Consider the following 26020-nt stretch of genomic DNA (forward strand, 5'->3'; position numbering starts at 1 on the left):
GGCATCAAGCCGGCCGCACCGCAGCCTTCACTTTGCCATCCGCCGCTTCATCGCGCACCAGATTGAGGAGCTGGCTCGCCGCCGCCTGTTCGGCTGCACGCTTCGACCGCCCCGTCCCGCTTTTCGCGGAATGGCCTTCGACCGCCACCTCGACCTCAAAGACCGGGTCGTGCGGCGGGCCCTCGCTGCGAATCACTTTGTAGCGCGGCAGGTTAAGGCCGGCCGCCTGCGCCCATTCCTGCAGGGCCGTCTTGGCATCCTGCGGGGGTGCCAGGTCGGCGCTCATCATCGGCCGCCAATGCGCTTCAACAAAACGCCGCGCTGCATCAATGCCGGCATCGAGATAGAGCGCGCCGATGACCGCCTCGCACGCATCCGCGAGCGTCGCTGGATTGTCGCGCCCACCGCTTTCCTCCTCGCCCTTGGAGAGGACGAGAAAGCGGCCGAGCCCCAATGCTTGGGCGACAAGGGCGAGCCCATCCTGGCGCACGAGGGACGCGAGGCGCTTCGCCAGCGCCCCTTCATCCTCGTCGGGAAAACTCTCGAACAACATCTCGGCGACAATCAGGCCCAGCACCCGGTCGCCGAGAAATTCCATGCGCTGGTTGTCGGCAAGGCGCGCCGCATTTGCCCGCGTATCGCCACCAGCCTTGGTTGGCCGGCGCGCCCGCTTGGTCCGATTGCGCCCGGTGGCGCTGGGGTGCGTGAGCGCCGTTTCCAGCAAATCCGGCCGCGCGAATGTGTGACCGAGGAGCGCCGACAGATCCTCTGGGGTAGCCTTCGCCACCCCGCTCACTCCACGAGGTCGCCGAGGCGTCGCCAGCGCAGCGCCGTCACCCACGTGACCGGATTGGCGATCTTCAGCGTGTTGTCATAGGACCAGAACAGGATCTTGGCCGGGCCGATGAGATTCTCGGCCGGCACGAAGCCGACATTGCCGAGTTGGGCCGGGTCAGTGATGCGCGTGTTGAGGTCTTGCGGCATCAGGCCCGCCAGCACGCGGCTGTCGCTGGAGGAATCGCGGTTGTCGCCCATCATGAAATAGTGGCCCTGCGGCACCACGTAGATCGGCGTATTGTCCAGCTCACCCTGATCGCCGCGCGTCTCGATGATGTGGTGAGCGACGCCACCCGGCAGCGTCTCAATATATTGCGGCGAAGCGAGGCCGTTATCCTTGTTGACGAAATCCTCGATCCGCTCGCGCTTCACCGGCTCGCCGTTGATGTAGAGCAGCCCCTCTTTGACCTGGACGGTATCGCCGGGCAGGCCGATGAGGCGTTTGATGAAATCGGTCTGCGGCTCTCCCGGCGGGCGGAAGACAATGACGTCGCCGCGCTCCGGCTCGTCGGCCCAGACGCGGCCTTCCAGCGGCACGGCGCCCCAGGGAAAGGAGAAGCGGCTATAGCCATAGGCCGTCTTGGAAACGAAGAGATAGTCGCCGATCAGCAGGGTCGGGATCATCGAACCCGACGGGATGCTGAAGGGTTCGTAGGCGAAGGTCCGGATCACCACGGCGATCACGGCCGCCCAGAAGATGGTCTTGACGGTCTCAAGGATCTGGCTGGGCTCGGTTTCTGTCTTGCGCGCCATGGTGGATAAGAGGGCCTTTTTCGTCCGATTCGGGCAGAATAATGGGCACGCCCTTGCGGCATGCGGCTCGGGCGGATCAAGACAGCCAGCCCCAGCAAAGTCAAGGCTTTCGGGTCCGTTTGGGCGGCCAGCAGAACGATTTTTGCCTGTCTTTCCGCTGGTTTAGGTGAAGCTGCTTAAGTCTTGGGCGCCGGCACTGCCGAAATGATGACAATGGCTTGGGCCAGCGGGAAGTCATCGGTAATGGTGAGGTCGATCTGCGCCACCATGCCGGGGGGCGTGATCTCTTCCAATCTCTTCAAGGCGCCGTTGGTGAGACTTAAGGTCGGCTTGCCCGAGGGCAGGTTCACCACACCCATATCCTTCATGAAGACCTGGTCCCGAAACCCGGTCCCCAATGCCTTGGAACAGGCTTCCTTGGCGGCAAAGCGCTTGGCATAGCTGGCGGCCCGCTGGGCGCGGCGGTCCGATTTCTTCTGCTCGATTTCGGTGAAGACCCGCTGGATGAACCGGTCGCCGAACCGCTCGATCGATTTCTCGATGCGCCGGATATCGATGAGGTCGTTGCCGATGCCCAGGATCATGACTGCATCATCGTTGCACTCAGCCTCGCGCCCGTTCGACGGAATTGATAGCCGGCGTCGCGCGCAAGGCGGCGATGATATTGGTGAGGTGCTTCAAATCGGCCACCTCGACATCGACGATGATCTCAAAGAAGTCGATCGAGCGATTGATGATTTTCAAGTTCGAGATGTTGCCCAGATTCTTGCCGATGACCGTGGTCAGCGAGCCGAGGCTGCCCGGCTTGTTGGTGATGACCACGTCGAGACGGCCGGTATGCTGCTCGACCGCGTTCTTGTCCTGGTCCCAGGCAACATCCAGCCAGCGCTCCGGCGTATCCGCGAAGCTTTCCAGCGTCTCGCAATCGATCGTGTGGATGGTGACACCCTTACCCGTCGTGACGATGCCGACGATGCGGTCGCCGGGCAACGGATGGCAGCAGCCAGCAAAATGCATCGCCATTCCGGGAATGAGGCCGCGGATCGGGATGGCGTGATTGCCCTTGCCCTTCTTCGCATCGCGTTTCAACGGCACGATCTTGTCGTTCGGCGTTTGCGTCTTGTTGCCGGGGAAGATCGCGTTGACGACTTCGCGGGCACCGATGATGCCTTCGCCGACCTGCGTCACCAGATCTTCGATCTCGTCGGCCTTGAACTTCTTGAGGACGCCCTCGACCGCCTTGTCGGTATATTCATAACCGGCATGGGCGAATTCCTTCTGCAGCATCGCCCGGCCAAGTTCCAGATATTGCGCGCGCTGCTGCGTCCGGATGAAGCGGCGGATGCAAGCGCGCGCCTTGCCCGTGACGACGAAGCGTTCCCAGGCAGGCGACGGCGTCTGCGCCTTCGAGGTGACGATCGCAACCTGGTCGCCGTTCTGCAGCTCGGTCCGGAGCGGCATGATGCGCCCGTTGATCTTGGCCCCGACGCAAGTGTCGCCGATCTGCGAGTGCACGGCATAGGCAAAGTCGACCGGCGTCGCCCCGCGCGGCAGGGCGATGAGATCGCCTTTCGGCGTGAAGCAGAAGACTTGGTCCTGGAACATTTCGAGCTTGGTGTGCTCGAGGAATTCTTCAGGTCCCGCCGCATGTTCGAGAATGTCCAGAAGCTCGCGCAGCCAGCGATATTGGCGGCCATCGATCTTGGTGGCGCCTTGCTTGTAGCCCCAATGCGCGGCAACGCCCATTTCGGCGATCTCGTGCATGTTCTCGGTGCGTATCTGCACTTCGATGCGCATGCGCTGCGGGCCGATGATGCCGGTATGCAGCGACTGGTAATTGTTGGGCTTGGGCGTCGAGATGTAATCCTTGAAGCGCCCCGGGATCATCGAATATTTGCCGTGAAGCGCCCCCAGCGCCTGATAGCACTGGCCGATATCCTTCACCATGACACGGAAGGCCATGATGTCGGAGAGCTGCTCGAACTCCATGCGCTTTTTCTGCATCTTGCGCCAGATCGAGAAGGGCGTCTTTTCGCGGCCCGAGACCTCGGCAATGACGTCGGCATCCTTCAGCGTCTTCGACAGTTCGGCGATGATCTTGAGAGAGATGTCCGTTCCCTGCTCGCGCAAATAGGAAAGGCGCTGGATGATCGACTGATAGGCATCCGCGTTGAGCTCGGCGAAGGCGAGATTCTCGAGCTCGTCCTTCAGCTGATGCATACCCATGCGCTCGGCCAAGGGCGCATAGATTTCCATCGTCTCGGCGGCGATGCGCCGGCGCTTGTCCGCGTTCTTAATGAAATGCAGCGTCTGCATGTTGTGCAGGCGGTCGGCAAGCTTCACCAGCAGCACGCGGATGTCGTTCGACATGGCAAGCACCAGCTTGCGGAAATTTTCCGCGTGCTTGGTGTTGTCGGATTGCAGTTCCAGGCGCGAGAGCTTGGTGACGCCGTCGACCAGCTGTGCCACTTCCTGACCGAAGACGTCCTGGACCTGCTCCAGCGTCGCCTCGGTATCCTCCACCGTGTCATGGAGAAGGCCGGTCGCGATCGACGCGGAATCGAGCTTGAGGCGCGTCAGGATCTCGGCAACGCCCAGCGGGTGCGAGAAGTAGGGATCGCCCGAGGCGCGCGACTGGCTGCCATGCGCCTTCATCGAAAAAACATAGGCGCGGTTGAGGAGGTCCTCATCCGCGCCCGGATCGTAAGATTTCACCCGCTCGACCAGTTCGAATTGCCGGATCATGCGGTCCTCGATGTACCTCTGACCGCTTCAGCGGCCTTTTCTACATGCGGGTGAAACCAATCCTTTCCCTTGTTCAGGAAGAAGGTGACGAACGAAAAAGATGCCGGTTCAGTTGCCGTCATCGGCCTCCGAAGCGTCCTCGAATTCGCCGTCGATGGCCATGTCGGCCTCTTCGGCTTCGTCGTCGGAAATCTGCGCCTGCTGCATCTCGGCCAAAAGATCGCCAGCGCCGGTGCCAAAGCCCGTGCCTTCTTCCTCCGGCTCGTCATTCTCGACATGGCGCTGCAGGCCGGTGATCAAATTGTCATTGAGCTGCGCCAGCACCACCGTCTCGTCCGCGATTTCGCGCAGGGCGACGACGGGGTTCTTGTCATTGTCGCGGTCAATGGTGAGCTGGGCGCCGGCGGAAATCTCCCGCGCCCGCTGAGCGGCCAACATGACCAGATCGAAGCGGTTGGGGATCTTCTCTACGCAATCTTCAACTGTTACGCGCGCCATTTTCGATAGTCTCCAGGAATTCGTCTAATGGGCTGAACCTACTATATTGATTTTGGGGGTTCAAGGATTGGGGCCGCGCCTGCGGCGCGCTGTCCGCATGTCCGGAATGCATGTCGGCGCAAGCCCTGCAACACCTTCAAAGCAAACGGATTTCCTGGCCCGCCGGCAAGGCGGCGATAAGCTCGGCAACCGAGCGGCCTGAGACCGGATGCCGCCATCCGGGCGCAATGGCCTGGAGCGGCAGCAGGACGAAGGCCCGCTCCACCATGCGGGGGTGCGGAACAAGGGGCGTTCCCGTCACAGCCACATGAGCGCCGAAGGCGACGATATCGAGGTCGAGCGGGCGTGGCGCGTTGACGACGGTCCGCACCCGGCCGCTTTCCGCCTCCAGCCGCTGCAAGGCCGCCAGCAAATCGGCGGGCGTCAGCTTTGTGGCAACCTCGATCACGCCATTGACGTACCAGGGCTGGTCGTCGGCACGGGGAACGGGCGCCGATTCAAACCAAGGCGAGCGGCGGCGGAGCGCCACACCGTTCAAGGCCGCGATATCGGCCACCGCCTTCTCAAGCGTCTCCACCGGCCGGCCGGCGCCGCTCGGCAGGTTGGCGCCAAGACCGATATAGACCTGTTCGGTGAAACGCTTGTCGCTCAAAGGCACTTTCTTCCGTCTTTTGCCGCAGCGGCCCCAACCCCGCCACGTCGTACCGCTCCGCCCTGTGGCAGGTCGCATTATTTCTTGCGACCCGCCGGGCAACGGCACTAAGGTCCCCCGCATCCGCTCCTCATACAGGGGCGGCCTCCACAAACCAACATTCATTCAGTCATATTCCCGCGCGCGAGGTTTACGATGCCCCTTCGCTTTTACGCCCAGGAACGGGTTGGCCTTTTCATCGACGGCGCCAATCTGCACGCCGCCGCCCGGGCACTCGGCTTCGATATCGATTACAAGCGCCTTCTCAAGCATTTCCAGGAGCAGTGCCGCCTCATCCGCGCCTTCTATTACACGGCGCTGGTCGAGGATCAGGAATATTCCCCGCTCCGCCCTCTGGTCGATTGGCTCGACTATAACGGCTTCACGATGGTGACGAAGCCAACCAAGGAGTTCACCGACGCGACCGGCCGACGCAAGATCAAAGGCAACATGGATATCGAGCTTGCCATCGACGTCCTTGAGATGTCGGCCCATCTCGATCATGTCGTGCTGTTCTCGGGTGACGGTGATTTCCGCCGCCTGGTCGAAGCCGTGCAGCGTCGCGGCGTGCGCGTCTCGGTCGTCTCCACGGTGCGCTCCAACCCACCGATGGTGGCTGATGAACTGCGCCGCCAGGCGGATATGTTCGTCGAACTGGAGGAACTGGCATCGGTTGTCGCCCGCGCCCACAATCCGCGCGCCCCGCGTGACAATGCCCCGCGCGATCCGCACCTCCCCGACGATGAGCCCGGCAGCGCCGTCTGAGCGCCATGCCCGCGATCGCCCCGTCAGCCGTCGCCCAACCCGGGCACGATTGCCAGCTTTGTCCGCGCCTCGCCGAATTCCGCGCCGAGAACCGCCAGAAGCTGCCGGACTATTTCAATGGTCCGGTACCGGCCTTCGGGGATGATAAGCCGCGTTTCCTCATCATCGGCCTTGCCCCCGGCCTTCATGGCGCCAACCGCACGGGTCGACCGTTCACCGGCGACTGGGCGGGCGATCTCCTCTTTGGCACATTGCTGGAACTGAAGCTCGCCACCGGCACCTATGACGAGCGGCCCGATGACGGGCTGACCCTCCGTGGCTGCCGCATCGTCAACGGCGTGCGCTGCGTGCCGCCGCAGAACAAGCCGACACCGGCCGAAATCAAGACCTGCAATACGTTTCTGAAGGCTGAGATTGCGGCCTCACCCGCACGCTGCTACCTGGCGCTTGGCTCGATTGCCCATGACGCGGCCTTGATGGCCTTGGGCGAGAGGCGTAGCGCCTTCAAGTTCGGCCACAACCGCCGCCACGACCTCTCAGACGGCCGCATCCTCATCGATAGCTATCACTGCTCGCGCTACAACACGAATACGGGTGTGCTGACGCCGCAAATGTTCAAGGAAGCGATGGCGCAGGTGAAAGAAGCGGCCGGGTTGTAACGACCAAGATCGGTTGTCATCCCCCGCGAAGGCGGGGGATCCACGAGTTGCAATCTTCGTGTCGCCGACAAATTCGTGGATGGCCCGCCTTCGCGGACCATGACATCAAGAAAAAATCCCGCTCAATCCCCGCCGCGGTTGCGGACGATGCGGGCCTGGTCGCGTTTCCAGTCGCGTTCCTTGATGGCGGCGCGCTTATCCACCATGCGGCGGCCCTTGGCGATGCCGAGTTGGCATTTGGCGCGGCCGCGCTCGTTGAAATAGATCGACAGCGGCACCAGCGTGATGCCGTCGCGCTGGGTAGCGCCGATCAGTTTCGAGACTTCCCGCTTCTTCAGCAGCAGCTTGCGCGGCCGCCCCGGCTCGTGACCGAAGCGCTTGGCCGGTTCGTATTCCGGAAAATGCGCGTTGAAGAGCCAGAACTCGCCACCGCGCTCGGCCGCATAGGCCTCGTTGATCGAGCAGCGGCCGAGGCGCAACGACTTGACCTCCGACCCCATCAGCTGGAGGCCGGCCTCAAGCGTATCGGTGATCGAAAAGTCGTGGCGCGCCTTCCTGTTCTGGGCGGCGAAGCGGTTGGTCGATAGGTCACGGGCCATAATGGCCCTGTTATTGCCCTATCAGGCCTGCCTTTTTCAAGGCCGCTTCGACCTTCTGCTTCGAAACGTCTGAAATCGGCGCCAGCGGCAGCCGCAGGTCCGGCAGGATATGGCCCATGATGGAAAGGGCGTATTTGACCGGTCCAGGGCTCGTTTCGCAGAACATGGCATCATTGACCGGCATCAGCCGCTCGTTGATTTCCATGGCCTTCTTCAGATCGCCGGCACGCCAGGCCTTGTGCATCTCCGAAGTGAGCTTCGGCGCCACGTTCGAGGTCACTGAAATGCAGCCCACACCGCCTTGCGCCAGGAAGGGGAGCGCCGTCGCATCCTCACCCGAGAGCTGGCAGAAATCCGCGCCGATCGCGAGCTTCGTGCGCGCGGGCCGGGCGAGATCCGCGGTCGCGTCCTTGACGCCGACAACGCGCGGCAGTTCGGCACAGCGCTTCATCGTGTCGATCGACATGTCGACGGCGCTCCGCGGCGGCACGTTGTAGATGATGATCGGCAGGTTGGTCGCGTCGTGGATCGCCTTGAAATGCTGGAACTGTCCCTCCGGCGTCGGCCGGTTGTAATAGGGGAGAACCACCAGCGCTGCATCGGCGCCGGCCTTTTCGGCATGGCGGGTGAGGTCAATCGCTTCCTGGGTCGAATTGGACCCCGTACCGGCGATGACCGGAACCCGGCCCTTCGCGACCTCGATCGCCAGTTCGACGATGCGGTGATGCTCTTCGTGGCTCACCGTCGGGCATTCGCCGGTGGTCCCCACCGGGACCACCCCGTCGATCCCCTCTTTGATCTGCCAATCGACGAATTTCTGGAAGGCAGCCTCGTCCACCGCGCCGTTGCGGAATGGGGTGACCAAAGCGGTCAACGAACCCTTGAACATGACTGACTCCATGAAATGCCGGCACTTTCCGTGGCCGGGCGGTTGCAAGCGGGCCCGGAAAATAGCCGCACTTGCGCGCCGCCGCAAGCGTTCTGCCGACAAACCCGGCGATTCGCCACCTGTTGCATTTCTGAGTCAGTTACGCCGATTCATGCAGGTACTGCATCAGTGTGTGATCGCCAACACGTTGAATCCATTGAGTTCAACAGGCACACCTCATACAATCCTGTGACCATCCGCATCGAGTCGCGGAGCTTCCCGAGCGAGGCAATGACGCACTTCCGTTTGAATTCCGACCCAATTGGGGTCGCCACTTCCGCCCGTCTCTGGTCTGGGCTGCGCCGGTCGGCGACGACCCTTGTCCTCGGCTTCCTTCTTCTTCTCGGTGTCTTCGCCTCGGTCAGCCGCGCCGACGAGCCAAGCCTCACTGCCCGCGACAAGAAGCTCTACCAGCAGGCTTTCAAGGCGATCGAAAAGGACCGCTGGAAGGAAGCGCGACGCCTTGCTGACGACGCCCAGGACGAGACCCTGGCCAAAGTCATCCGCTGGCTCGATCTGACGCGCCCGGGCCCCGGCCGCGATTTCAACGAGATGACCCTCTTCCTGAAAGCCAACCCGGATTGGCCCCTGCGCGACACGCTGACGGCCCAGGCCGAACGGGCAATGCCGGACGTTTATCCGACCGCCTCGGTGCTGAGCTGGTTCGGCGAGCGCCTGCCGCTCACGGCCGATGGCGCCATCAAACTGCTGGGCGCACTGCGCGCCGATCACCAATACGACCGCGCCAAGAAGATCGCCGTCCTTGCCTGGACCACCGAGGATTTCAGCAAGGAGCAGGAAAACACCTTCATGCTCCGCTTCGGCGACATGATCACGATGGCCGACCATGTCGTGCGGCTCGACAATCTGCTGTGGGAAGGCGATCGCGAACAGGCCGTGCGGATGATGAAGCGGGTCGATGCCGCCCATGCAGCCCTCGCCAGCGCGCGCATTCGCCTCGCCGACCGCAAGATGTCGCCCGAAGCCGCCAAGGGACTGGTGCCGCTGGCGCTCCGCGATGACGCCGGCCTCATCTATGAAATGGCGCGGGCGCTGCGCAAGGACGGCAAGATCGAACGGGCGCTGCAGCTGCTTGATCCGCCACCAGCGAATGTCGCCCGACCCGATTTGATGTGGGACGAGCTCTACCGCGCCGCGCGCGAGTTGCTGGGCAATGGTGATGTCAGTGCCGCCTATCGTCTGGCCGCCGCCCACAACGCCGATACGGGCGACGCCTTCGTCGAGGGCGAATGGTTCGCAGGCTGGATTGCCTTGCGCTATCTCGACGAACCCGACGTCGCGATGAAGCATTTCAGCAACCTCTATAACGGCGCCAAATCGATCATCAGCAAGACGCGCGCCGCCTATTGGATCGGCCGCTCCGCCGAAGCCAAGGGGGACATGGCTGCCGCCACCGACTGGTACCGCAATGCCGCCAAGAATTTGAGCGTCTATTACGGCCAGCTGGCAGCAGCGCGCCTCACCGACCCCAAGCATCTGGTGCTCGACAGCGGCGTCCGACCAACGGCCGCGGAGAAGACAGCCTTCAACAAGCGCGAGATGGTGCGCATCGTCCAGCTTCTCGCCAAGGTCGGCGAATCCGACCGCATTCGCCCCTTCCTCATGACCATGACGGCGCGCGCAACCAAGGCCACCGACTATGTCCTGCTGGCCAGCCTCGCCAAGTCGGCCAAGCGCGAGGATCTGGCGATTGCGGTGGCAAAGGATGCGCGGCAGAAAGGCTATGAGCTGGCCGAGTATCTTTTCCCCACGATCAAGCTGCCGGCCGGCGCAGTCCCGGAACCGGCGCTGGTCCTTGCCATCATCAAGCAGGAAAGCGCCTTCGACGCGAAGATCAGCTCGCCCGCCGGTGCCAAGGGCCTGATGCAGCTGATGCCGTCAACGGCGCGGCCGCTGGCCAAGGAATTGGGCGTCAAGAAGCTGCAGGAACAGCAGCTCACCAGCGATCCGGGCTTCAACGTGAAGCTGGGTCGGCTCTATCTTGAAAAGTTGATCGACCGCTTCAACGGCTCCTACATCATGGCGGTGGCGGCCTACAATGCCGGCCCCAGCCGGGTGCGCGACTGGACCACCCTTTATGGCGATCCGCGCATGGCCGAGATCGATGCCATCGATTGGGTCGAGAACATCCCCTTCGAAGAAACGCGCAACTATGTGCAGCGCGTAATGGAGAACTTGCAGATCTACCGCAGCCGACTTTCAGAAAATGGCGCGCGGATCGCCCTGGAGGAAGATCTCCACCGTCCAGCAATCAACTGACGGCGCAGTGGGTGCCATAGAGGGGGATGCCTTGAGCGATTTGGAGTTGGCCGCGAGCGTAGCCGACATTCGTGCGGCGGCGGAACGGTTGCGTGGCCGCGCCGTCATTACGCCGCTTCTCGATTATCCACTGGTCAGCGAGCGGCTTGGGTTCCGCCTTCTTATCAAAGCGGAGACGTTGCAGCTGACCGGCTCGTTCAAGTTCCGCGGCGCCTGCAACCGGCTGACGGCTGGTGTGGCCGCCGATCCGAACTTGCGCGCCGTCGTCGCCTTCTCATCCGGCAATCACGCACAGGGTGTGGCGGCTGCTGCCAAGCTCCTCGGCCTCAAAGCCACCATCGTCATGCCCTCGGACGCACCGGCCATCAAGGTCGCGAACACGAAAGGGTACGGCGCCGAAGTTGTTCTTTACCAACGCCACAAGGAAGATCGCGAGGCCATCGCGCGGGAGATCGCGGCACGGGACGGTGGGCTTATCGTCCCGCCTTACGACGATCCGTTCATCATCGCCGGACAAGGCACGGCGGGACTTGAAATCGCGACGCAGAGCAAGGCACTGGGCCTTGCCCCCGACGTCGTCATAGCGCCCTGCAGCGGTGGCGGCTTGGTGGGTGGCGTGGCGCTCGCCGTGAAGAGCGCTTTCCCGGCGGCGGCAGTCTATGCGGCCGAACCTGAAGGGTTCGACGATCTCAACCGGTCATTGGCCGCCGGCGAGCGTCTCGCCAACAAGCCCGGCACTCCCTCGATTTGCGATGCGCTGATGGCGGAGAAGCCCGGTACCCTCACCTTCCCCATTCACCGCAAACTGCTGGCCGGTTCGCGTGTTGTCAGTGACGAGGCCGTCCTTGATGCGATGAGCTTTGCACAGCGCCATCTGAAGCTGGTGGTCGAACCCGGCGGTGCTGCGGGTCTTGCAGCAATCCTCGCCATGCGCGACGAGCTGGCCGGTAAAACAGTCGCCATCGTCTGCTCGGGCGGCAACGCCGACCCGGAAATGATCAAGCGGGCCGCCGACCGGGGCGACCCGCTTGCCTGAATTACCAGAGATGTCCGGGGCCAGTTAGGCCGTCGCGGCCTTCTTCTCGACGGCCGACTCCTTGACGGGCTCCTTCACCGGTTCGGCACCGGTCGCCACGGCCGAAACCGGGTGCGTGTCGGTGCGGCGGCACATGCCTTCGAGATAGGCGCCCTGCTCGATCGCCAAGGATTTGTGCAGGATGTCGCCGGTGACGCGGGCAGTCTTTTCGAGGACGACCATGTCGGCGCGCACCTCGCCATTGACCAGACCGCAGATGCGGACCGATTCTGCCTGCAGGCCGCCCTGGACGGTGGCACCTTCGCCGATGGTGATGTTGCGTGACTGAATATCGCCTTCGACCCAGCCGTCGATCTGCACGTCGCCGCTGCAGACCAGATCGCCCGTGATGCGCAGATCGGCACTGATGATCGAGGGGATGCCGGCCTTCACGCTGGGGCGCGGCGATTCATGCATCGGCGCCGGTTGACCGGACTTGTTAACCTTTGAAAACATAGCGACCTGCCTTCAGAAAGCCCATGGGATCGAGCGGTTTGTCGTTATAGCGCACTTCGTAGTGGCAGTGCGGGCCGGACGACCGCCCGGATGAACCGAGCTTGCCGACCAGCTGCCGGTAGTCCACCACATCCCCGACCTTCACGGCAACCGAATCCAGGTGGGCATAAAGCGTATGTATGCCAAGACCATGGTCGATTTCGACCACGCGGCCGTAATTACCCTTCCAGCCCGAATAAATGACCGTCCCCGGTGCCGTCGCCAGCACGTCGGAACGCAGCGTTCCCACCATGTCCAGGCCTTCGTGGCGCGCCCGTGCCCCATTGAATGGGTCGACACGGGCACCAAAGCCGCTGGAGATGTAATAATGGTCGACAGGGGCTGCGAGCGGGACCGAACGCAGCACGACCTGCATCTTCTCCCAACGCGCCACTTCGTCGTCGAGCGTCGCGACATTGGCCAGAAGCTTCTGCTCGGTCTCGTCGGCGCCGGTTGCGGGGTCGGGAATGAAGGGACCGCCCTTGCCGATCCCGTTCTGCTCGGCCGCCGTGATGAGATTCTCGACGTCGAGACCCGTCATGTCGAGGGTCTTTTCCATTTCCTCGAGGCTGTTGCGCGTGCGCTCGGTAACGCTCGCCACGAAATTCGCTTGGCTTTCCTGCACCGAGGCAACCTTGTCGCGCAGCTCGTCGATGGTGCGGCCGAGGTCGGAACGGCCAAGCTGCAGCGCATTGCGCTGGCTGATCACGGTCGAGAGGGCCAGTTTGGTCTGCGCCACCTGCCGGGTGAGATCGGCATTGTTCGCCTGCGCCACCTGCAACTCGCTTTCAAGCGACGTGACTTTGGCGCTGAGGCTTGCCACCTGTTCAGTCGCCGCCTGATGGTCGCGCCGCAGAATGTTGAGGCGGCCGGTGAGATCGGCCACTTCGCCCGCGAGCTTGCCGTTGCTCTGGCGGCTCTGGTCTAGGAGGGCTGTCAATTCGTCACGTTCGGCCGCCATGCGCCGGCGATCGCCCTCGATGCCGCGAATCTCGGTTTTCAGATCGGCAATCTGGTTGGTGAGAGATTGGTTGCGGGCAGCGATGCGCTTCAAATCGCTGTCGAAAGCGATGAGGCGGTTCTTCAAGGCATCGCGCAACTTGGCGCGCAGCGGATCCACGGCATCGCCCTTGCGCGCCGCATTGCCGTCGAGCGGGGCCGGCCCTTCGATCTGCGTCGCGATCGAACGCAGCCCGTCGCGCATGCCGGCATTCTCACCCGAAAGACCGAGGAGATAGGCCTCATCGTCGCCGAGCTTCTCCGTGCTGCCCTTGAACTGGTCGAAATAGTCGGCGACCTCGGCGAGGAGGCCGGTATAGGCACCTTCGGCCTCGCGCACGGCGATGTCGCGGCCGTGCAGCGTCACCTGCTGCATGGCAAGACCGAGCGAGGTCGCCAGCGACAGAACGGCAATGCCGCCCACAAGACCCACGCCCACCAACTGGCTGCGAGTCGAAAGGCGCACATACTTGATTTTGCCGTCGCTGCGCACGATGAGTTCGCGCGGCGCGAAATGCTTGGAAAGGGCGGCTGCGATACGCGCGCCGAAATTACGAGACGACAATTTTTCAGAGTTTCTTCCGGTTACCACGATCCCATCCCCACGGTAGGACGCTCAATTGACCCTAGCCGCCTTTTGCCTTCCGGCCATCCGCAAACCCCCTCGAATGGTCGCCGACAAACGGCGCGTGACACGTACCGGACCAAGCTGACTTGGCCCCCCTGCGATTACCCCTTGAACTAGCCTCGAATAACGCGATCTTGGCCGGCTCGGTCAATCGTTAATTTATTGTTATCAGGAGTACCTTAGGCGGACAAAAATAGGGACGCAAGCCGAATCAGGCCAAGCTCGGCGCCGACGGTCGATCTGTCACAGTTTTATATGGTATATCAAAGCATTAGTGGCAATTTGACGCATTCTTCAATAGCGCCGGAAATGACTTTCGACATAACGCACAGCCAAGGCCACGGCCTGGTCGATATCGAGCGATTCCGTGTCGATGACCAGCTCGGGCACCGCCGGCGGTTCATAGGGCGCGTCGATGCCGGTGAATTCCGCGATCTGGCCGGCGCGGGCTTTCCTGTAAAGCCCCTTGGGATCGCGCCCTTCACAAGTAGCAAGATCGGCCTTCACATAGATCTCGTGAAAGCTCCTCTCCGCCCCTGGCAACGCCCGCGCCACCGCTTCCCGTGCCCGGTCCCGATCGGCCCGGTAGGGTGAGATGAAGGCGGTAATGACGATCTGCCCGGATTCGGCAAAGAGTGCCGCGACCTCGCCGATGCGGCGGATATTCTCGGCGCGATCCTCCGGCGCGAAGCCCAGATTGGCGCTGAGGCCGCGCCGCACATTGTCGCCGTCCAGCACGAAGACATGGAAGCCGCGGCGGAACAGTTCCTGTTCCAGCGCCATGGCGATGGTCGACTTGCCGGCACCGGAAAGGCCGGTGAGCCACAGCACCCCGCCCGGATGACCGTTGCGCCGGTTGCGCTGCTCGGTGGTGATGCCGTGTGCAACGGCCGTCAGATTCTGCGACTTCACCGTCACCAGTCGGCGCTGGTCGGGACAGCCGTCGAGCGAGATGATGCCACCTGCCAGGATGTTGCGCCCGTCGGAGAGCACGAAGCGCCCGGTCTTGCCGTTGCTCTCGGCCGCATCGAGCGCCAGCATCGAAGGCGAGCGCAGCACCAGCTCGGCGATGTCGTTGCGGCCGACCTTGTCGCCGGGCCGCGTCGTAAACGTGTCCGGATCGAACAGGTTCTCGATGCGCTCGACCGTCACCGGCACTTCGCGCGTCTGCAGGCGCAGGCGATAGCTCTGCCCCACCTCCAGCGGCGCCTTGCCCAGCCAGAAGATCCGCGCCCTGAAGACATTGCTTTCGATGGGCGCGCCATCGACATGGCTCGCCATCTCGCCGCGCTCGATGAACAACTGCTCGTCGAGCGTCACGCCGACCGACTCCCCGGCTTCCGCATCTGTGCGCGCCGGCGCCGACCAGCCTTCGATCGAGGCGATCCGTGCCGTTTTGTTGGACGGCGAGAAGAGCAGCGTATCGCCCACTTTCAGCGTGCCACTGGCGATGCGGCCGGCGAGGATGCGCCGGTCATCGAACTTGTAGATATCCTGGATGGGCAGGCGCAGCGGCAGGGCGGACAAGGGCGCCGCCGGCTTGAAACTGTCGAGGGCCTCGACCAGGGTCGGCCCCTTGTACCATGTCATGCGATCCGACCGGCCGACGATATTGTCGCCGTCGCGCGCCACCAGCGGAATGATATAGTTGGGCGTGATGCCGAGCGTCGCAAGATAGGCACGATATTCACTGGCAATCGCGTCGAAGCGGCCTTGGTCGAAATCGGCCAGGTCCATCTTGTTGACCAGCACCGCGATCTGTTTCACGCCCAGCAGGTTGAGCAGGAAGGCGTGCAGGCGCGATTGCTGCTGGATGCCCTGGCCCGCATCGATCAGCATCAGGGCGGCTTCCGCACTCGATGCCCCGGTGATCATGTTCTTGATGAATTCGCGGTGGCCCGGCGCATCGATGATCGTGTAATCGCGCAACGCCGTCTTGAACCAGATCTGCGCGGTGTCGATGGTGATACCCTGGTCGCGCTCCGACTGGAACGCATCCATCAGAAAGGCCCATTCGAACGGCATGCCGCGCCGCTCGCACATGGCCTTGATGGCCTCGTACTTACCTTCTGGCAGCGATCCGGTCTCGTGGAAGAGCCGCCCCACCAGCGTCGATTTGCCATGATCGACATGGCCGACGATGACGATGCGCATCAATTCGCGCGCGGCTTTCATATCGTCACTCATCACATATAGCCTGCCGCGCGCAGGCGCTCGAAAGCGTCCTCGGTCTCGCGGTCCATGGCGCGGCCGGCGCGTTCGGGTGTGCGCGTCGCCTCCAGTTCGGCGATGATCTCGGCAATGGTCGCGGCATCGCTCGCCACGGGGAAGGTGATGTCGCTGTCGCCCAGCGACCGGTATCTCTTGCCGTCCTTGGCGAAATAGAGCTCGACGGTCGGAATACCCTCGCGCTGCGTATAACGCCAGATGTCGAGTTCGGTCCAGGAGAGCAGCGGATGCACGCGTAAGTGCGTGCCTTCCGGCAGGTCGGTGTTGAAATAGTCCCAGAATTCCGGCGGCTGGTCGCGAAAGTCCCAGGCGCCGCTCTCGCCGCGCGGGCTGAAGACGCGCTCCTTGGCGCGGACACTTTCCTCATCGCGGCGGATACCGGCGATGATGCCGGTGAAGCCGTATTTGGCGAGCGTGTCCTTGAGGCCCAGCGTCTTGCGCGCGGCCGAGCGTGCGGCCGGCGGCAGGGTCGGGTCCGTGGCTTCGACCGGCGGGCATTTCTCGACGATCAGATTGACGCCCCATTCCCGCGAATAATGCTCGCGGAAGGCATACATCTCCGGGAATTTCTTCTCGGTATCGATATGGAGGACCGGAAAGGGGACATGGCCGAAGAAGGCCTTGCGGGCCAGCCACACCATGACGTTGCTGTCCTTGCCCAGCGACCACAGCATGCCGAGCTTGTCGATGCGGTTGAAGGCTTCGCGCAGGATATAGACGCTTTGCGCCTCAAGCTGGTCGAGATGGTCCATCACGTCGGTCGGATTGCCCGGATCTGTTCGGTGGAAGCTTCGATGTTGCCCCCGTCATTATAGGATGTCGACCGGTGAGGCAATATTCCACAGCGCGGAATGTCCAATTGCCGCAAGACCAGGCACCCCCGATCAGCCTTCCGGCAGCAGCTTGGTCCGAAGGGCGGCAAAGGCTCGCTGCCGCGCCGCCTCGGCGAGGCGCAGGTCATTCTCCGTGACGATGCCGCCGGCCCGGGCCTTGGCGGCAAGACTGCCCAGTTGGGCGAGATAGGGGGCGAGGTCGGCAATGCCCTGCAGGATGACGGCAATCGTGGCTGCGTTCATTCGGTTTCTCCCGTCGTGGAATCTGCCTTGGCTGGCAGCAGCGGCACCAGATCGTCGAGCTGGCTTTCCGCGGCGCCGATCTGACCCGCTGCAACCGCCGGCAATCCGCCGCGCAAAGCATCGCCCGCGGCATCCAATGAAAGTTCGACGGCGTCGAGCGATTTGGCGATGAGGGCCGCCCGGGAGGGATCCAAGGCCACCTGGCCGTCCTCCGTTCCAATGCTGCTCGCCAATCCCTGGGCAACACTGCCAGCCAGGAGATTGGCAGCGGCCAGCCGCGCCCACAGCGCGTTCTGCACCCCTTCGCCTTCCACCATGCAGGCCGATAGGGCGATGCTCACCACCGCCGCAAGAATGACCCGGCGCATCAGACGCCCCCCGCTTCTGTCGACGGTTGCGGCAGATTGGGAACACGGTAGACGATCAGGCCGACGATGAGTGAGGTCAACGCCATCGCCGCACTGTCGGGCATGGCGATATGCCATTGCGCCCACAGCTGATCCGCAATAATGCCGATCAGCCAGTCGGCCAGCGGCGCCGCCACGGCGGCGGCCCAGGCCTTGTTGAGGCCTCCCAGCGCCAGCACGCTTTGCTTCAGAGTACCTTCTTGAGCCATCTCTCTATCCCCTTCAGACATGGAGGTCGATCAGCCTGGCAAACCAGCCGGAACTCGCCCCCGACAGGCCACACAGCACGACCAGCGCGCCGATCATCAGCCAACGCAGGCGCTGCAATTCCTCGATACGCTCGCTGAGCCGCGCCACGGCGTGCTCCAGCTTTTCGACGCTGGCCTGCAAGCGGCCGATCGCCTGGGACGTTTCATGCAATCCACCCATGATGCGCCTCACCATGCAGCATTGATGTCATAGTCGGCGATCACACCGGCCTCGGTCAGGGCACGCACGGCGTCGATGTGCTGCCACTTCACCTGATTGAGCCGATAGACCTCGGCCTTCTCCGCCTCGGCGAGTGCGATCATCGTCGCCGCGTCCGGCACGGACAGAAACGAATCGTCCGCCATGCGCCAGGCAAACCCCGCCGGCCAGGGCGCATTCGCCGCCACCGACCAGCGTGCTTCATTGCCCATCGTCGTCAGGTTGATTTGGTCCTGCGGCCGGATCTGCAGGGCCTTCCCGCCAAAGGCCAGGCCTGCTTCCAGCGCCCTCTCAAAGCGCCGCTCGATCGCCGCGATTTTCTCGGCACGGATGATATCGACTGGCCATTCCCAGGCAGTCCCGTTCCAGACCTGCCTTCCATCATCGGGTCCGCTCGGCACGGCAATAGCGCCGGGCGGCGTCTCCAGACCTCCGGTATAGACACCAAGCCAGCGACCGCTGGCTGCATCTGCATAAAAAGCGCGCATCATTTCCTCCAGGCTTTGACGACCAGCTTCCAACTGGCGGGCGTGATCAGCGTCACAGCCCCCGTCGTGGCGTGCGCAATCCACCAGCGCGTTGCACCTTGTGAGGCGCGCAGGTTGGTGGCGTTGGCAGATATTTGAACGTTGTTGCTTTCGTAGCCGTTGTAGAAGGCGTAGGCAACTTCGACCTCGTCCCCGACGCCATAGCCGAGATCCGCCGTCTTGCAACGGATGATGGTCTTGATGCGGTCGGGCAGACCGCCCAGCCCGTGCGCGTCCACACTGGCCGTTCCGATCGCAATGGAAACCTCTGCGGTCGTATAGCTGTACTCACCCAGGACCGTCGCCCAATTGGCACCGTCGCTGCGGATCAGTACGCGGTCGCCGGGCCGCAAGGCGCGGGTCGCCAGCCCGTCCAGCGTCTCGCTGCCATTGGGGTCGATGGTGACATCGCCGCTCGCGGCCGCGTTGCGCACGAACAAGGCGGCGCCATTGCCGGCCGTCGCCGCCGGCAGCAGACTCAACGTAGCGCCCGCGGTCGTGAACTGGATCTCGCCGCCCCGATCTGCCGCCAGCATCGTATAACTGGTCGTCTTCGTGCCGACGGGCAGGGAAACACCGCCAGCCGCCCCGCCGAACCAGCCGGGCGGACCTGAGACACAGCGCCAAACATTGCTGCCTTCGCAGCGGAATCTAGCGACATCTCCGGCCGTCGCCGTGACGTTGGCGCCACCGGGCAGGATCAGGCTGCCCACATTGTGGATGAGCGTCAGCGCGGCGGAGAAGCGCAGTTCGACTTCCGCGCCTGCCGCCTCACCCGTCCAAAGGGCCGCAATGCTCGTGGTGCCTGTCACCAGATGATATCCGCCAAGTCCGGCATCACTTGGCTTTGCCAAAGTCGCGGCACTGCCGATATCGCTGCCCTTGCGCCACAGCGCGGCAAGCGCCAGCGGCGTCACCGCCTCGTTGCCGACAACGCCATCGCGGGCGGTCGAGATGCTGGCATACACCGTGGTGCCGGCCGGCACATTGCGATTCTCAAGGCCGCTGAGATCGCTCTTCCAACTCAGGAAGCGGCCGGCCTCCGGATCGGGCAACGTGATGCTCGCCGCTGGGCTGGTGGGGCTCAGCGACGCGGACCGGCCGACCTTGTCGTCAAGCTCCTGCACCAGGGCCGTCAGCCGATCGAGCGCCCGTTCATGGGTTTCCGCCGGAAAAGGATCGTTCGGCGTATAATCGACCATCTGCGTGCGGTTGGTGCGTCGCGCGATGGTCCAGCTCTTGTCGGCACCAGGCGCGCTTGCGGCCGTCACCGTTCCGCCAGCACCGTTGCCGCCGCTCACCGTGTAGTCGCTGCTCAAAATCTTCTGGGCTTCGGCGCCGCTCGCCAGACTGCGCTCGATGACATCGATTTCGTCGGCGCCGAAAAAGATGAAGGGCACGGCGAAATTGACGGTCAGCCCGTCACCCGCATAGGTGATACGGGACAAGGTGGTAGAGATCGTCATGGCCTGACCTCCTCAATCGCCAAGTTGATAGTTCCGCTGCGCCAGCGCCTCGGCCTCGACCCAGGAGGCAATGGCCGGCCGGATCTCGGGCCGCGCAATCGGCAGAAAATGCGAGAAGCCGATGCCCGCCATGAATTCGGCCAGGCGCCCACCGACCGCTTCTGCCGCCAGCGGCGGCAAAGTTGCCCGCGCTCCACCCAATGCCTGATGCGACGCTTCGATATCGCGGGTTGCCGCTTCCAGCGCCGAAAGCTGTGGCACGATCTGGCGCAAGGCATCCTCGATACCCGCTACCAGCGCCAGCCGATCGTCCAAGTGCCGGCGATAGCGATCGCGCGCCGTTGCTCGCGCCACTGCCGCGGCCGTCGCTTCGGCAGCGGCGATTTCGCGGTGGCCGCGCTCCAGGGCGGCTTCGATATTGCGGGCCTCGTCGGCCAACACCGCGTCCTGCGTGGAATATTGCGCGACCTTCCGCTGGGCGCGCGGATCGCCCCGTGCTGCGGAAAGGTCGAGCCCGCGCCGCTGCTGCGCCAGTTGTTCTCTGTCGCCGATATTGCGCGCCTGCCGCTGCATCAAATCGGCGACGCATTGCCGCCATTCATCGAGGCTGGCCGGTATTGCCGGCACCATCTGGTTCCCGCTCATCGCGACCCACCGGTCTGCGGCTGCATCTCGGCAATCGCCGCCAGCGTGCGGATCAGCCAGGCATCGTTGCCAAGACCCGTCCCGCTGAGGAGATGGCCCATCTCCTCCGCCCCGCCGCATTTGTCGATGAGTGCCTGCACCGCGGCAATCTTGCGCGGATAGTCGGGGCCCCATTCTTGACGCAGTTCGGCCTCGGTGCGGGATCCGGCATCGGCCCCGCCTTCCTCACCGCACAGGCTGCGGCAATAGGCATCGACGATTCCGCTGACGGCGCCTTGCGGCAATCCGGCCCGGTGGAACCATTGCCGCGCCTTGGCTTCCAATGCATCGTCGCGGTCGAAGCCCTTGGGGACGTTGATCTGGTAGGAAGCCGGGTCCGGCGGTGCGCTGAGAGCCCCGCCCCATTCCGCTTGTGTCATCGGGGTCGATGATTGAGGCGCTTCCGGCGCGGCGAGCCCACGCGCCTGCAATGCCGCGCGCATGGCGGCTTCAAGGTCTTTCATGTTCTGTCCTTTCAGGATTTGAGGCGGATGAGATCGGCGCCCAACGCGTTGGTGTTGTTGAGCTGGTCGAGAACCGATTGGCGGCGTCGATAGCCGGCTTCGCGTTCCTTGGCTCTTGCGGCCTCGGTCCGATCGAACCGAGCCCAGCGCGCGGCGACATCGTCCTCGCGCGCAGCATCGACCAGCATGTCGGTGGGTGAGCCTTCGGTGGTGACGCCGCCTTTGAGGATGGCGACGCGGCGTTGCGCCTGCTCGCGGGCGGATTTCTGACGAAGCTGTCGCTCCTGCTCCAGCCCCTGGGCGCGCAGCAGCTTGGCGTCGTGCTCGGCTTCGTTGCTCTGATAGCGCGCCGCTTGCGCATCGCTCGCCATCTTGGCGCCGGCCGAGACGATCGAGGTCACGGCCAACGCAGCAGTGGGGTTGCACATTTCAACCATCCATCGTTGTCAGTTGCGGGATGAGGGCGACGATCGTGCAGGGGAGCGGTTGCTCCTGCAGCACGGTCACGGTGGCGTTGCTGTCCCAGCCCTTGGGAAAGGCGACGACCTTGTCGCCGGTGAAAAGCGGTGGGCTCTGATCCATCGCCGTCGCCGCGGCCCGGAAAATGACGTCCTCAGTGGCGCCGCCTTCGGTGCCCACGCGCATGCCAAGGCTGGCATCGAGGCGCACGATGACCCGGTGAACACGCCGGCGCTTACCCTGCGCCGTTCCGTCCATGCCGCCTGCCTCGATATCCATCGTGGTGAGGCGGCTGGTGAAGCCGAGCCCGATATGCGCCAGTGCCGCCGGCCGCTCCAGCGCGACGGACCCGTCAGGGGCAACCACGCGGGTCGGATGGGTTGCCCCATCGGCGAGGATCGTCACCGTCTCGCCAATCAAATGGTCGAGCCCGCCGATGCTTGTGCTGCACAGCGACCAATTGCCAGTGGTAAGCGGTGCGGCATCCGGAAAGGGTGCCAGGATGGTTGCCGTCACATTGAGCGCGTCGACAAATCCCGTGATCCGTGCCCGCGCCACATTGTACCCGCCACCCGGGGCCGGGTAGGCGTGGTGGATGTCGCGCCCCACGTCGCCTAAGGCAAAGGCAGCAGCACCCGCTGCGAACGGCACGTTGACCGCGCCTGTGGTTGCGGCGGCGGGTCCTGGAACCAGCGTCGCGTTGACCGACCCGTCATAGGTCAGGCCGCCATCGACGAAGAACGCCTGCTTCTTGTCGAAAGCGTCGTCCGGCGCAAAGGCAGCGGCCATGCGCTCGACCGAGCGCCGGGTGACGCCGCCGATCTCGCGTTCGACGGCCAGCCATGCCTCGTCCTGGCCGTCGCCGGGGATCGATGCCACCGACAGGACGCGGGCATTCTTGCCGGCGATGCGATGCTGATGCCAGCCGACCACATCTTGGCCGCGCATATATGTGAGCCCCAGCAGCACGCCATCGTGGCGCACCACCCAGACGATCGACCAGGGCTCGGCTTGGTAGGCGATCTCTTTGATGCCCTTCTGTGACAGGTGCCGCGCCAGCAAACTGAGTTCGGGTGAATTGAAGGCGTCATTCTCGAAACTGTAGGCCATCTCATAGATCTTGCGACCCGCGCGCTGCACATAGAGGACGGCGGCGCCGATCCGCTCGGGGCGGATATCGGCACTGCCGTTCGTCGTTTCGCGCCGCACCGTGACGTTGGCGGGCGTCAGCGCCTCATTGAGCGAGCTTGCGGTGAGGTTGAACTCGCCGCCCGTCGTGCCGAGTGCCAGCGTCTTGCCGGCGCTCATCCAGCGGATGGCATTCACCCGGTCGTCGGCAATGGTGAAATTGAGAGCATGATCGTCCTTGACCACGCCATCCGTGCCCGTCGACTGGAAGCTTTCATAGGCGCCGGCGACCGAGGCCCACAGTGTCTGCGGCTGCAGCTTCGAATTGGCGAGGAACAGGCGCTCCTCGTGGAAGGTGATCGTGCCCGGCCAGCCGGTTCCCGGCGACCAGGCGCCAAGCCGCCAGGCCGTGACCGCGCCGGTCCCGCCGAAGGCGCTCTTGATGTCGATCTTCACCTGGGTGGCGCTGGTGAAGGTGACGATCTTCGCCCAACCCCAGCTGCTGGCATGCTTCAAGCGCACCAGCCGGCCCACATCACCGGCCGAGAAAAGACTGGCCGAAGCCGTGAGCGTGATGTTGCTGCCGCTCGCGGCGGCCGGGGCCAGGGTGATCGTGCCGACATTCTCGTCGAGATAGGGCCCGTCCTGGAAGTCGATGGGGCCGAGCGACCAGCTGGTATGACCGCTCCGCGCCAGCTTGTGCGGGGGATAATTGGGATGGGTCAGATAAAGGACATCCGCCGACTGCGCCCATTTGAGGCCGGAAAGATCGCCCACACCATAGGGCGTCGCGATCTCATAAGGGACATTCGGCGCCGTTTCGATCCGCCCACCATTCATGTAGAAGCGGAAGTAATTGTCCCCGGCTTCGATCACATAGGCCTGCTCGGTCGAGAATTCGAACGGCAGCAGGCGCACGGAACCGTCTGCTTTGGTATGGGCGACGAAGCGCGTGCCCGGCCGGCGCGCCGCTGGCCCTTGCGCCAGCAGAACGAAGTTTTCGATCCGCCGGCAGGCATTGCGGTATTTGTCGAGATCGATGCGGCCATAGAGTTCGGGCGACCATTCGCCGGCATTGAAGGTCGAGAGCAGATGAGAGGCGCGCGGCATGGCAGGTCAGCTCCGCGCCACGAGCCAGGCATCGACGACAAGATCGCCGCTCGACCCTTCCTGCGCGTCGGTCGCCTTGGCTTCGGCGAGGACCGCACGCAGATAATCGCGTGCCGCCTCGATGCGGGCCGCACTTTCGGTGAGATTGCCAGCGAGTTGCACGGCGAGCTTTGCTGCCACGGCTTCCGCCAGCAGCGGGTCATAATTCGCCGCGTCGACGATGCGGCCGATATAGAGAATGTCGAGCGGTGCCGCGCTGTCGCAGAGGATTCGCCGCCCTTCGACCCGGTAATCCGCGTCGCTGTCGACCTCCAGGAGGCGCAGGCAGAAGGCCGGCTCCGGCCCTTGCGGCAGCTGATATTGATAGCGATAGCCCCAGGCCGGCGTTTCGGCGAGGGCGGGCAGGCGCGCCCGGCGCAAGGCAGCGTTCCACGGATAGAGGCGCAGGACCGAATCCGCCGACGGCTCGAAATTGCGCTGGCACAAATTGGCGGCCTTCGATCCGTCCTCCAGCGAGGTGATCGGATCGGCACCGAGAAGATCCAGGGCGCGGTTACAGATCGATACGGTCGAAATGGACATGATCACCCTCCAGTGTTATCGCGCGGGCGGTCACCGACTGGCGGCGACTGCCCGCGCGATCACTCAATCCAGCGTGTAGAACAGGATCACGCGCAGCGTGCCGCTGGCCGGCAAAGCGGCGGCGGCGATGGTGAGGATGACAATCTCCTCATTCGTCAGCGCCTCGCCGGCAACGGCGGCCGGCGTGAACAAGGTCGGCGTGTCGACCGCGGTGAAGGCCGCGGCGGCTCGGTACTTGCCGGTATTGCCGGCGATGCCGACGGCGAGCGTTGCCGACCCCAGCGACACGGTGCTGTTGAGCAGCCCATAGAGCACACGGGCACCCTTGGGGAGGCGCGCCACCTCGACGATGTCGCTGGTCGGCTGGGCCGCCAGCACGACCTTTTCATTGAACACGCGCACGCGGCCGTGAATGTCGCCAGCCATCGGCAGATCGACCGGCAGCGTATTGCGCAGGCGCCCCATCTGGGTGCCGTATTGAGTAGCCATATATTTCTCCTGTTAGATTTCAGACTCCAACTTGGCGTGGGCAACAGGGTTGGCGTGGCGGCTGTTGCCCACGCTAAAAATCAGGCCAGCGTCCCGATTTCGACGATGCCTTCCTCTTCCATGCGCGTGGCGCCGACCGACATCGCGCAATAGACCTGGGTGGCATAGGATTTGTCGGGCCGTTCGGTGACCTTCACCTTCGGCGTCTGGCCGATGGCGAGGAGCAGCGCCGACTGGCGCCAGGCGAGACACGCCCGGTCGGAACCGGTGAGGCCCAATCGCTGCGTGCGGACGAACTTGAAGCCGAGGAAGGTATCGATCTGCCCTGCCGCCAGCGCCTTCACCGTGTTGTAGTCGGAGGACGTCACCTGCGTCGTCGAAAGGAGCACGGTGATATCCTTGGCCGGACAGGCGACATAGCGCGGCTCGTCCGGATCGTTCTCGGCCGCGTCGAGCACTTCCTTCGCCTGCAGCAGCTTGGCGAGCGTCAGGCCCGTGCCGCCGGCGGCGATCTTCTGCCCCGACGGAAGGGCGATGCTGTTCTGGCCCGTCTTGCCGGTGCGCGCCGTGCCGTTCGCTGCGGCGATGATGACATCGTCCATGGCGCGGCCCAGCGCATGCGCCGCGGCCTGGCTGTAGGCGCTGGTCGGATCGGTCAGCGTCTTCACCTGGTCGAGGCGGTCGATGAGGTCGGAATATTCGTAATCTTCCAGCATCACCTGGCGCCGCGCGTGCGGCGTTTCGGTAAGCGGCGTGTCGGCATGGCGCGACTGGCGCTTCACCGCGCTGCCGGCACCGATCTGGTCGAAATAGGCGATTTCGCCCTCGACCACTTCCTGGCGCACCGCATCCTTGAGGCGGCTGCCCTTCTGCTGCACCAGCAGCATGATGTTGGCACTGTAGAGGTTGTTGAACGCAACCTGGATCTGCGAGGACATGGGTCCACGTTTCCTTTCGTCTCTGATTGTCGATGGTTCGA

Annotated in this window: 29 protein-coding genes; 4 read left to right on the forward strand and 25 right to left on the reverse strand. The window is 63.8% G+C overall.

The features are described from left to right. Positions 1-4: 4 nt before the first annotated feature. The 6 genes from rnc to folK form a co-directional block, all read right to left on the reverse strand. On the reverse strand, positions 5-787 hold the full coding sequence (rnc, locus tag ACE3PP_RS12885) for a ribonuclease III (protein ID WP_374382887.1): 783 nt from the start codon (positions 785-787) through the stop codon (positions 5-7). Between the two features lie 5 nt (positions 788-792). Further along, positions 793-1590 carry a signal peptidase I gene (lepB, locus tag ACE3PP_RS12890; protein ID WP_374382889.1) on the reverse strand — a complete coding sequence of 266 codons (798 nt, stop codon included), beginning with the start codon at positions 1588-1590 and terminating at the stop codon, positions 793-795. Between the two features lie 176 nt (positions 1591-1766). Next, a complete protein-coding gene (gene acpS / locus ACE3PP_RS12895) occupies positions 1767-2174 on the reverse strand; it encodes a holo-ACP synthase (protein ID WP_374382891.1) in 408 nt (135 codons plus the stop codon). A 19-nt stretch (positions 2175-2193) separates the two neighbouring features. Continuing rightward, a complete protein-coding gene (locus tag ACE3PP_RS12900; RefSeq protein WP_374382893.1) occupies positions 2194-4335 on the reverse strand; it encodes a bifunctional (p)ppGpp synthetase/guanosine-3',5'-bis(diphosphate) 3'-pyrophosphohydrolase in 2142 nt (713 codons plus the stop codon). Between the two features lie 108 nt (positions 4336-4443). Continuing rightward, positions 4444-4833: a DNA-directed RNA polymerase subunit omega gene (rpoZ, locus tag ACE3PP_RS12905; protein WP_374382895.1), complete on the reverse strand. Its 390-nt coding sequence runs from the start codon at positions 4831-4833 to the stop codon at positions 4444-4446. Positions 4834-4969: 136 nt separating this feature from the next. Then, positions 4970-5485 carry a 2-amino-4-hydroxy-6-hydroxymethyldihydropteridine diphosphokinase gene (folK, locus tag ACE3PP_RS12910; protein ID WP_374382897.1) on the reverse strand — a complete coding sequence of 172 codons (516 nt, stop codon included), beginning with the start codon at positions 5483-5485 and terminating at the stop codon, positions 4970-4972. Between the two features lie 195 nt (positions 5486-5680). Between folK and ACE3PP_RS12915 the strand changes: the two genes are divergently transcribed. After that, positions 5681-6289 (forward strand): NYN domain-containing protein, encoded by a 609-nt coding sequence (locus tag ACE3PP_RS12915; protein ID WP_374382899.1) that lies wholly within the window; start codon positions 5681-5683, stop codon positions 6287-6289. A gap of 5 nt (positions 6290-6294) precedes the next feature. Beyond that, positions 6295-6948 carry a uracil-DNA glycosylase gene (locus ACE3PP_RS12920; protein WP_374382901.1) on the forward strand — a complete coding sequence of 218 codons (654 nt, stop codon included), beginning with the start codon at positions 6295-6297 and terminating at the stop codon, positions 6946-6948. 122 nt (positions 6949-7070) lie between these two features. Here the strand turns inward: ACE3PP_RS12920 and smpB are convergent, their stop codons facing one another. After that, positions 7071-7547, reverse strand: coding sequence for an SsrA-binding protein SmpB (gene smpB, locus ACE3PP_RS12925; protein ID WP_374382903.1), 477 nt, complete (start codon positions 7545-7547; stop codon positions 7071-7073). 10 nt (positions 7548-7557) lie between these two features. Next, complete coding sequence (gene dapA, locus ACE3PP_RS12930; RefSeq protein ID WP_374382905.1) at positions 7558-8436, reverse strand: 4-hydroxy-tetrahydrodipicolinate synthase; 879 nt, start codon at positions 8434-8436, stop codon at positions 7558-7560. A 270-nt stretch (positions 8437-8706) separates the two neighbouring features. Between dapA and ACE3PP_RS12935 the strand changes: the two genes are divergently transcribed. Together ACE3PP_RS12935 and ACE3PP_RS12940 are read left to right on the forward strand one after the other, a co-directional pair. After that, positions 8707-10755: a lytic transglycosylase domain-containing protein gene (locus tag ACE3PP_RS12935; RefSeq protein ID WP_374382907.1), complete on the forward strand. Its 2049-nt coding sequence runs from the start codon at positions 8707-8709 to the stop codon at positions 10753-10755. Between the two features lie 31 nt (positions 10756-10786). Then, a complete protein-coding gene (locus ACE3PP_RS12940; protein ID WP_374382909.1) occupies positions 10787-11791 on the forward strand; it encodes a threonine/serine dehydratase in 1005 nt (334 codons plus the stop codon). A gap of 24 nt (positions 11792-11815) precedes the next feature. Here the strand turns inward: ACE3PP_RS12940 and ACE3PP_RS12945 are convergent, their stop codons facing one another. The 17 genes from ACE3PP_RS12945 to ACE3PP_RS13025 form a co-directional block, all read right to left on the reverse strand. After that, the gene (locus ACE3PP_RS12945; protein ID WP_374382911.1) at positions 11816-12286 is read right to left on the reverse strand and encodes a polymer-forming cytoskeletal protein; all 471 of its coding nucleotides are present in this window, start codon (positions 12284-12286) and stop codon (positions 11816-11818) included. Next, positions 12270-13889 carry a peptidoglycan DD-metalloendopeptidase family protein gene (locus ACE3PP_RS12950; protein ID WP_374382913.1) on the reverse strand — a complete coding sequence of 540 codons (1620 nt, stop codon included), beginning with the start codon at positions 13887-13889 and terminating at the stop codon, positions 12270-12272. Before ACE3PP_RS12950 ends, ACE3PP_RS12945 begins: the two co-directional genes overlap by 17 nt. A gap of 357 nt (positions 13890-14246) precedes the next feature. Continuing rightward, positions 14247-16139 carry an adenylyl-sulfate kinase gene (cysC, locus tag ACE3PP_RS12955; RefSeq protein ID WP_374382915.1) on the reverse strand — a complete coding sequence of 631 codons (1893 nt, stop codon included), beginning with the start codon at positions 16137-16139 and terminating at the stop codon, positions 14247-14249. Next, on the reverse strand, positions 16139-16933 hold the full coding sequence (gene cysD, locus ACE3PP_RS12960) for a sulfate adenylyltransferase subunit CysD (RefSeq protein WP_374383148.1): 795 nt from the start codon (positions 16931-16933) through the stop codon (positions 16139-16141). Before cysD ends, cysC begins: the two co-directional genes overlap by 1 nt. Positions 16934-17065: 132 nt before the next feature. Beyond that, positions 17066-17257, reverse strand: coding sequence for a hypothetical protein (locus tag ACE3PP_RS12965; RefSeq protein ID WP_374382917.1), 192 nt, complete (start codon positions 17255-17257; stop codon positions 17066-17068). Beyond that, a complete protein-coding gene (locus ACE3PP_RS12970) occupies positions 17254-17625 on the reverse strand; it encodes a hypothetical protein (RefSeq protein ID WP_374382919.1) in 372 nt (123 codons plus the stop codon). Before ACE3PP_RS12970 ends, ACE3PP_RS12965 begins: the two co-directional genes overlap by 4 nt. Further along, positions 17625-17873, reverse strand: coding sequence for a hypothetical protein (locus tag ACE3PP_RS12975; RefSeq protein WP_374382921.1), 249 nt, complete (start codon positions 17871-17873; stop codon positions 17625-17627). The genes ACE3PP_RS12970 and ACE3PP_RS12975 overlap by 1 nt, the downstream gene beginning before the upstream one ends. Before the next feature lie 13 nt (positions 17874-17886). Further along, entirely contained in the window at positions 17887-18093 is a 207-nt protein-coding gene (locus tag ACE3PP_RS12980) for a hypothetical protein (protein ID WP_374382923.1), read from the reverse strand. A gap of 8 nt (positions 18094-18101) precedes the next feature. Then, complete coding sequence (locus ACE3PP_RS12985) at positions 18102-18623, reverse strand: hypothetical protein (protein WP_374382924.1); 522 nt, start codon at positions 18621-18623, stop codon at positions 18102-18104. Continuing rightward, positions 18620-20125 carry a hypothetical protein gene (locus ACE3PP_RS12990; protein WP_374382926.1) on the reverse strand — a complete coding sequence of 502 codons (1506 nt, stop codon included), beginning with the start codon at positions 20123-20125 and terminating at the stop codon, positions 18620-18622. Before ACE3PP_RS12990 ends, ACE3PP_RS12985 begins: the two co-directional genes overlap by 4 nt. A 12-nt stretch (positions 20126-20137) precedes the next feature. Beyond that, positions 20138-20770 carry a hypothetical protein gene (locus tag ACE3PP_RS12995; RefSeq protein WP_374382928.1) on the reverse strand — a complete coding sequence of 211 codons (633 nt, stop codon included), beginning with the start codon at positions 20768-20770 and terminating at the stop codon, positions 20138-20140. Beyond that, a complete protein-coding gene (locus ACE3PP_RS13000; RefSeq protein ID WP_374382930.1) occupies positions 20767-21273 on the reverse strand; it encodes a hypothetical protein in 507 nt (168 codons plus the stop codon). The genes ACE3PP_RS12995 and ACE3PP_RS13000 overlap by 4 nt, the downstream gene beginning before the upstream one ends. A gap of 11 nt (positions 21274-21284) precedes the next feature. Continuing rightward, positions 21285-21701 (reverse strand): hypothetical protein, encoded by a 417-nt coding sequence (locus tag ACE3PP_RS13005; RefSeq protein ID WP_374382932.1) that lies wholly within the window; start codon positions 21699-21701, stop codon positions 21285-21287. Position 21702: 1 nt separating this feature from the next. Then, a complete protein-coding gene (locus tag ACE3PP_RS13010; RefSeq protein WP_374382934.1) occupies positions 21703-23970 on the reverse strand; it encodes a hypothetical protein in 2268 nt (755 codons plus the stop codon). 6 nt (positions 23971-23976) lie between these two features. Further along, the gene (locus tag ACE3PP_RS13015; RefSeq protein WP_374382936.1) at positions 23977-24552 is read right to left on the reverse strand and encodes a hypothetical protein; all 576 of its coding nucleotides are present in this window, start codon (positions 24550-24552) and stop codon (positions 23977-23979) included. Between the two features lie 63 nt (positions 24553-24615). Next, a complete protein-coding gene (locus ACE3PP_RS13020) occupies positions 24616-25041 on the reverse strand; it encodes a hypothetical protein (RefSeq protein WP_374382938.1) in 426 nt (141 codons plus the stop codon). A gap of 80 nt (positions 25042-25121) precedes the next feature. Next, positions 25122-25979 carry a phage capsid protein gene (locus tag ACE3PP_RS13025; RefSeq protein WP_374382940.1) on the reverse strand — a complete coding sequence of 286 codons (858 nt, stop codon included), beginning with the start codon at positions 25977-25979 and terminating at the stop codon, positions 25122-25124. Positions 25980-26020 lie beyond the last annotated feature (41 nt).

Source organism: Dongia sp. (assembly GCF_041910485.1).
Classification (GTDB): domain Bacteria; phylum Pseudomonadota; class Alphaproteobacteria; order Dongiales; family Dongiaceae; genus Dongia.

Bases quoted from the DNA above. Each gene is read 5' to 3' on its own strand.
- ACE3PP_RS13015 (WP_374382936.1), bottom strand. From the start codon at position 24,552: ATGTCCATTTCGACCGTATCGATCTGTAACCGCGCCCTGGATCTTCTC.
- ACE3PP_RS12965 (WP_374382917.1), bottom strand. From the start codon at position 17,257: ATGAACGCAGCCACGATTGCCGTCATCCTGCAGGGCATTGCCGACCTC.
- ACE3PP_RS12915 (WP_374382899.1), top strand. From the start codon at position 5,681: ATGCCCCTTCGCTTTTACGCCCAGGAACGGGTTGGCCTTTTCATCGAC.
- ACE3PP_RS13025 (WP_374382940.1), bottom strand. From the start codon at position 25,979: ATGTCCTCGCAGATCCAGGTTGCGTTCAACAACCTCTACAGTGCCAAC.
- ACE3PP_RS12995 (WP_374382928.1), bottom strand. From the start codon at position 20,770: ATGAGCGGGAACCAGATGGTGCCGGCAATACCGGCCAGCCTCGATGAA.
- ACE3PP_RS12945 (WP_374382911.1), bottom strand. From the start codon at position 12,286: ATGTTTTCAAAGGTTAACAAGTCCGGTCAACCGGCGCCGATGCATGAA.
- ACE3PP_RS12980 (WP_374382923.1), bottom strand. From the start codon at position 18,093: ATGGGTGGATTGCATGAAACGTCCCAGGCGATCGGCCGCTTGCAGGCC.
- dapA (WP_374382905.1), bottom strand. From the start codon at position 8,436: ATGTTCAAGGGTTCGTTGACCGCTTTGGTCACCCCATTCCGCAACGGC.
- ACE3PP_RS12990 (WP_374382926.1), bottom strand. From the start codon at position 20,125: ATGACGATCTCTACCACCTTGTCCCGTATCACCTATGCGGGTGACGGG.
- ACE3PP_RS12935 (WP_374382907.1), top strand. From the start codon at position 8,707: ATGACGCACTTCCGTTTGAATTCCGACCCAATTGGGGTCGCCACTTCC.
- ACE3PP_RS13000 (WP_374382930.1), bottom strand. From the start codon at position 21,273: ATGAAAGACCTTGAAGCCGCCATGCGCGCGGCATTGCAGGCGCGTGGG.
- ACE3PP_RS12985 (WP_374382924.1), bottom strand. From the start codon at position 18,623: ATGATGCGCGCTTTTTATGCAGATGCAGCCAGCGGTCGCTGGCTTGGT.
- ACE3PP_RS13020 (WP_374382938.1), bottom strand. From the start codon at position 25,041: ATGGCTACTCAATACGGCACCCAGATGGGGCGCCTGCGCAATACGCTG.
- rpoZ (WP_374382895.1), bottom strand. From the start codon at position 4,833: ATGGCGCGCGTAACAGTTGAAGATTGCGTAGAGAAGATCCCCAACCGC.
- smpB (WP_374382903.1), bottom strand. From the start codon at position 7,547: ATGGCCCGTGACCTATCGACCAACCGCTTCGCCGCCCAGAACAGGAAG.
- ACE3PP_RS12975 (WP_374382921.1), bottom strand. From the start codon at position 17,873: ATGGCTCAAGAAGGTACTCTGAAGCAAAGCGTGCTGGCGCTGGGAGGC.
- cysC (WP_374382915.1), bottom strand. From the start codon at position 16,139: ATGAGTGACGATATGAAAGCCGCGCGCGAATTGATGCGCATCGTCATC.
- lepB (WP_374382889.1), bottom strand. From the start codon at position 1,590: ATGGCGCGCAAGACAGAAACCGAGCCCAGCCAGATCCTTGAGACCGTC.
- ACE3PP_RS12920 (WP_374382901.1), top strand. From the start codon at position 6,295: ATGCCCGCGATCGCCCCGTCAGCCGTCGCCCAACCCGGGCACGATTGC.
- ACE3PP_RS13005 (WP_374382932.1), bottom strand. From the start codon at position 21,701: ATGTGCAACCCCACTGCTGCGTTGGCCGTGACCTCGATCGTCTCGGCC.
- acpS (WP_374382891.1), bottom strand. From the start codon at position 2,174: ATGATCCTGGGCATCGGCAACGACCTCATCGATATCCGGCGCATCGAG.
- ACE3PP_RS12970 (WP_374382919.1), bottom strand. From the start codon at position 17,625: ATGCGCCGGGTCATTCTTGCGGCGGTGGTGAGCATCGCCCTATCGGCC.
- ACE3PP_RS13010 (WP_374382934.1), bottom strand. From the start codon at position 23,970: ATGCCGCGCGCCTCTCATCTGCTCTCGACCTTCAATGCCGGCGAATGG.
- ACE3PP_RS12900 (WP_374382893.1), bottom strand. From the start codon at position 4,335: ATGATCCGGCAATTCGAACTGGTCGAGCGGGTGAAATCTTACGATCCG.
- cysD (WP_374383148.1), bottom strand. From the start codon at position 16,933: ATGGACCATCTCGACCAGCTTGAGGCGCAAAGCGTCTATATCCTGCGC.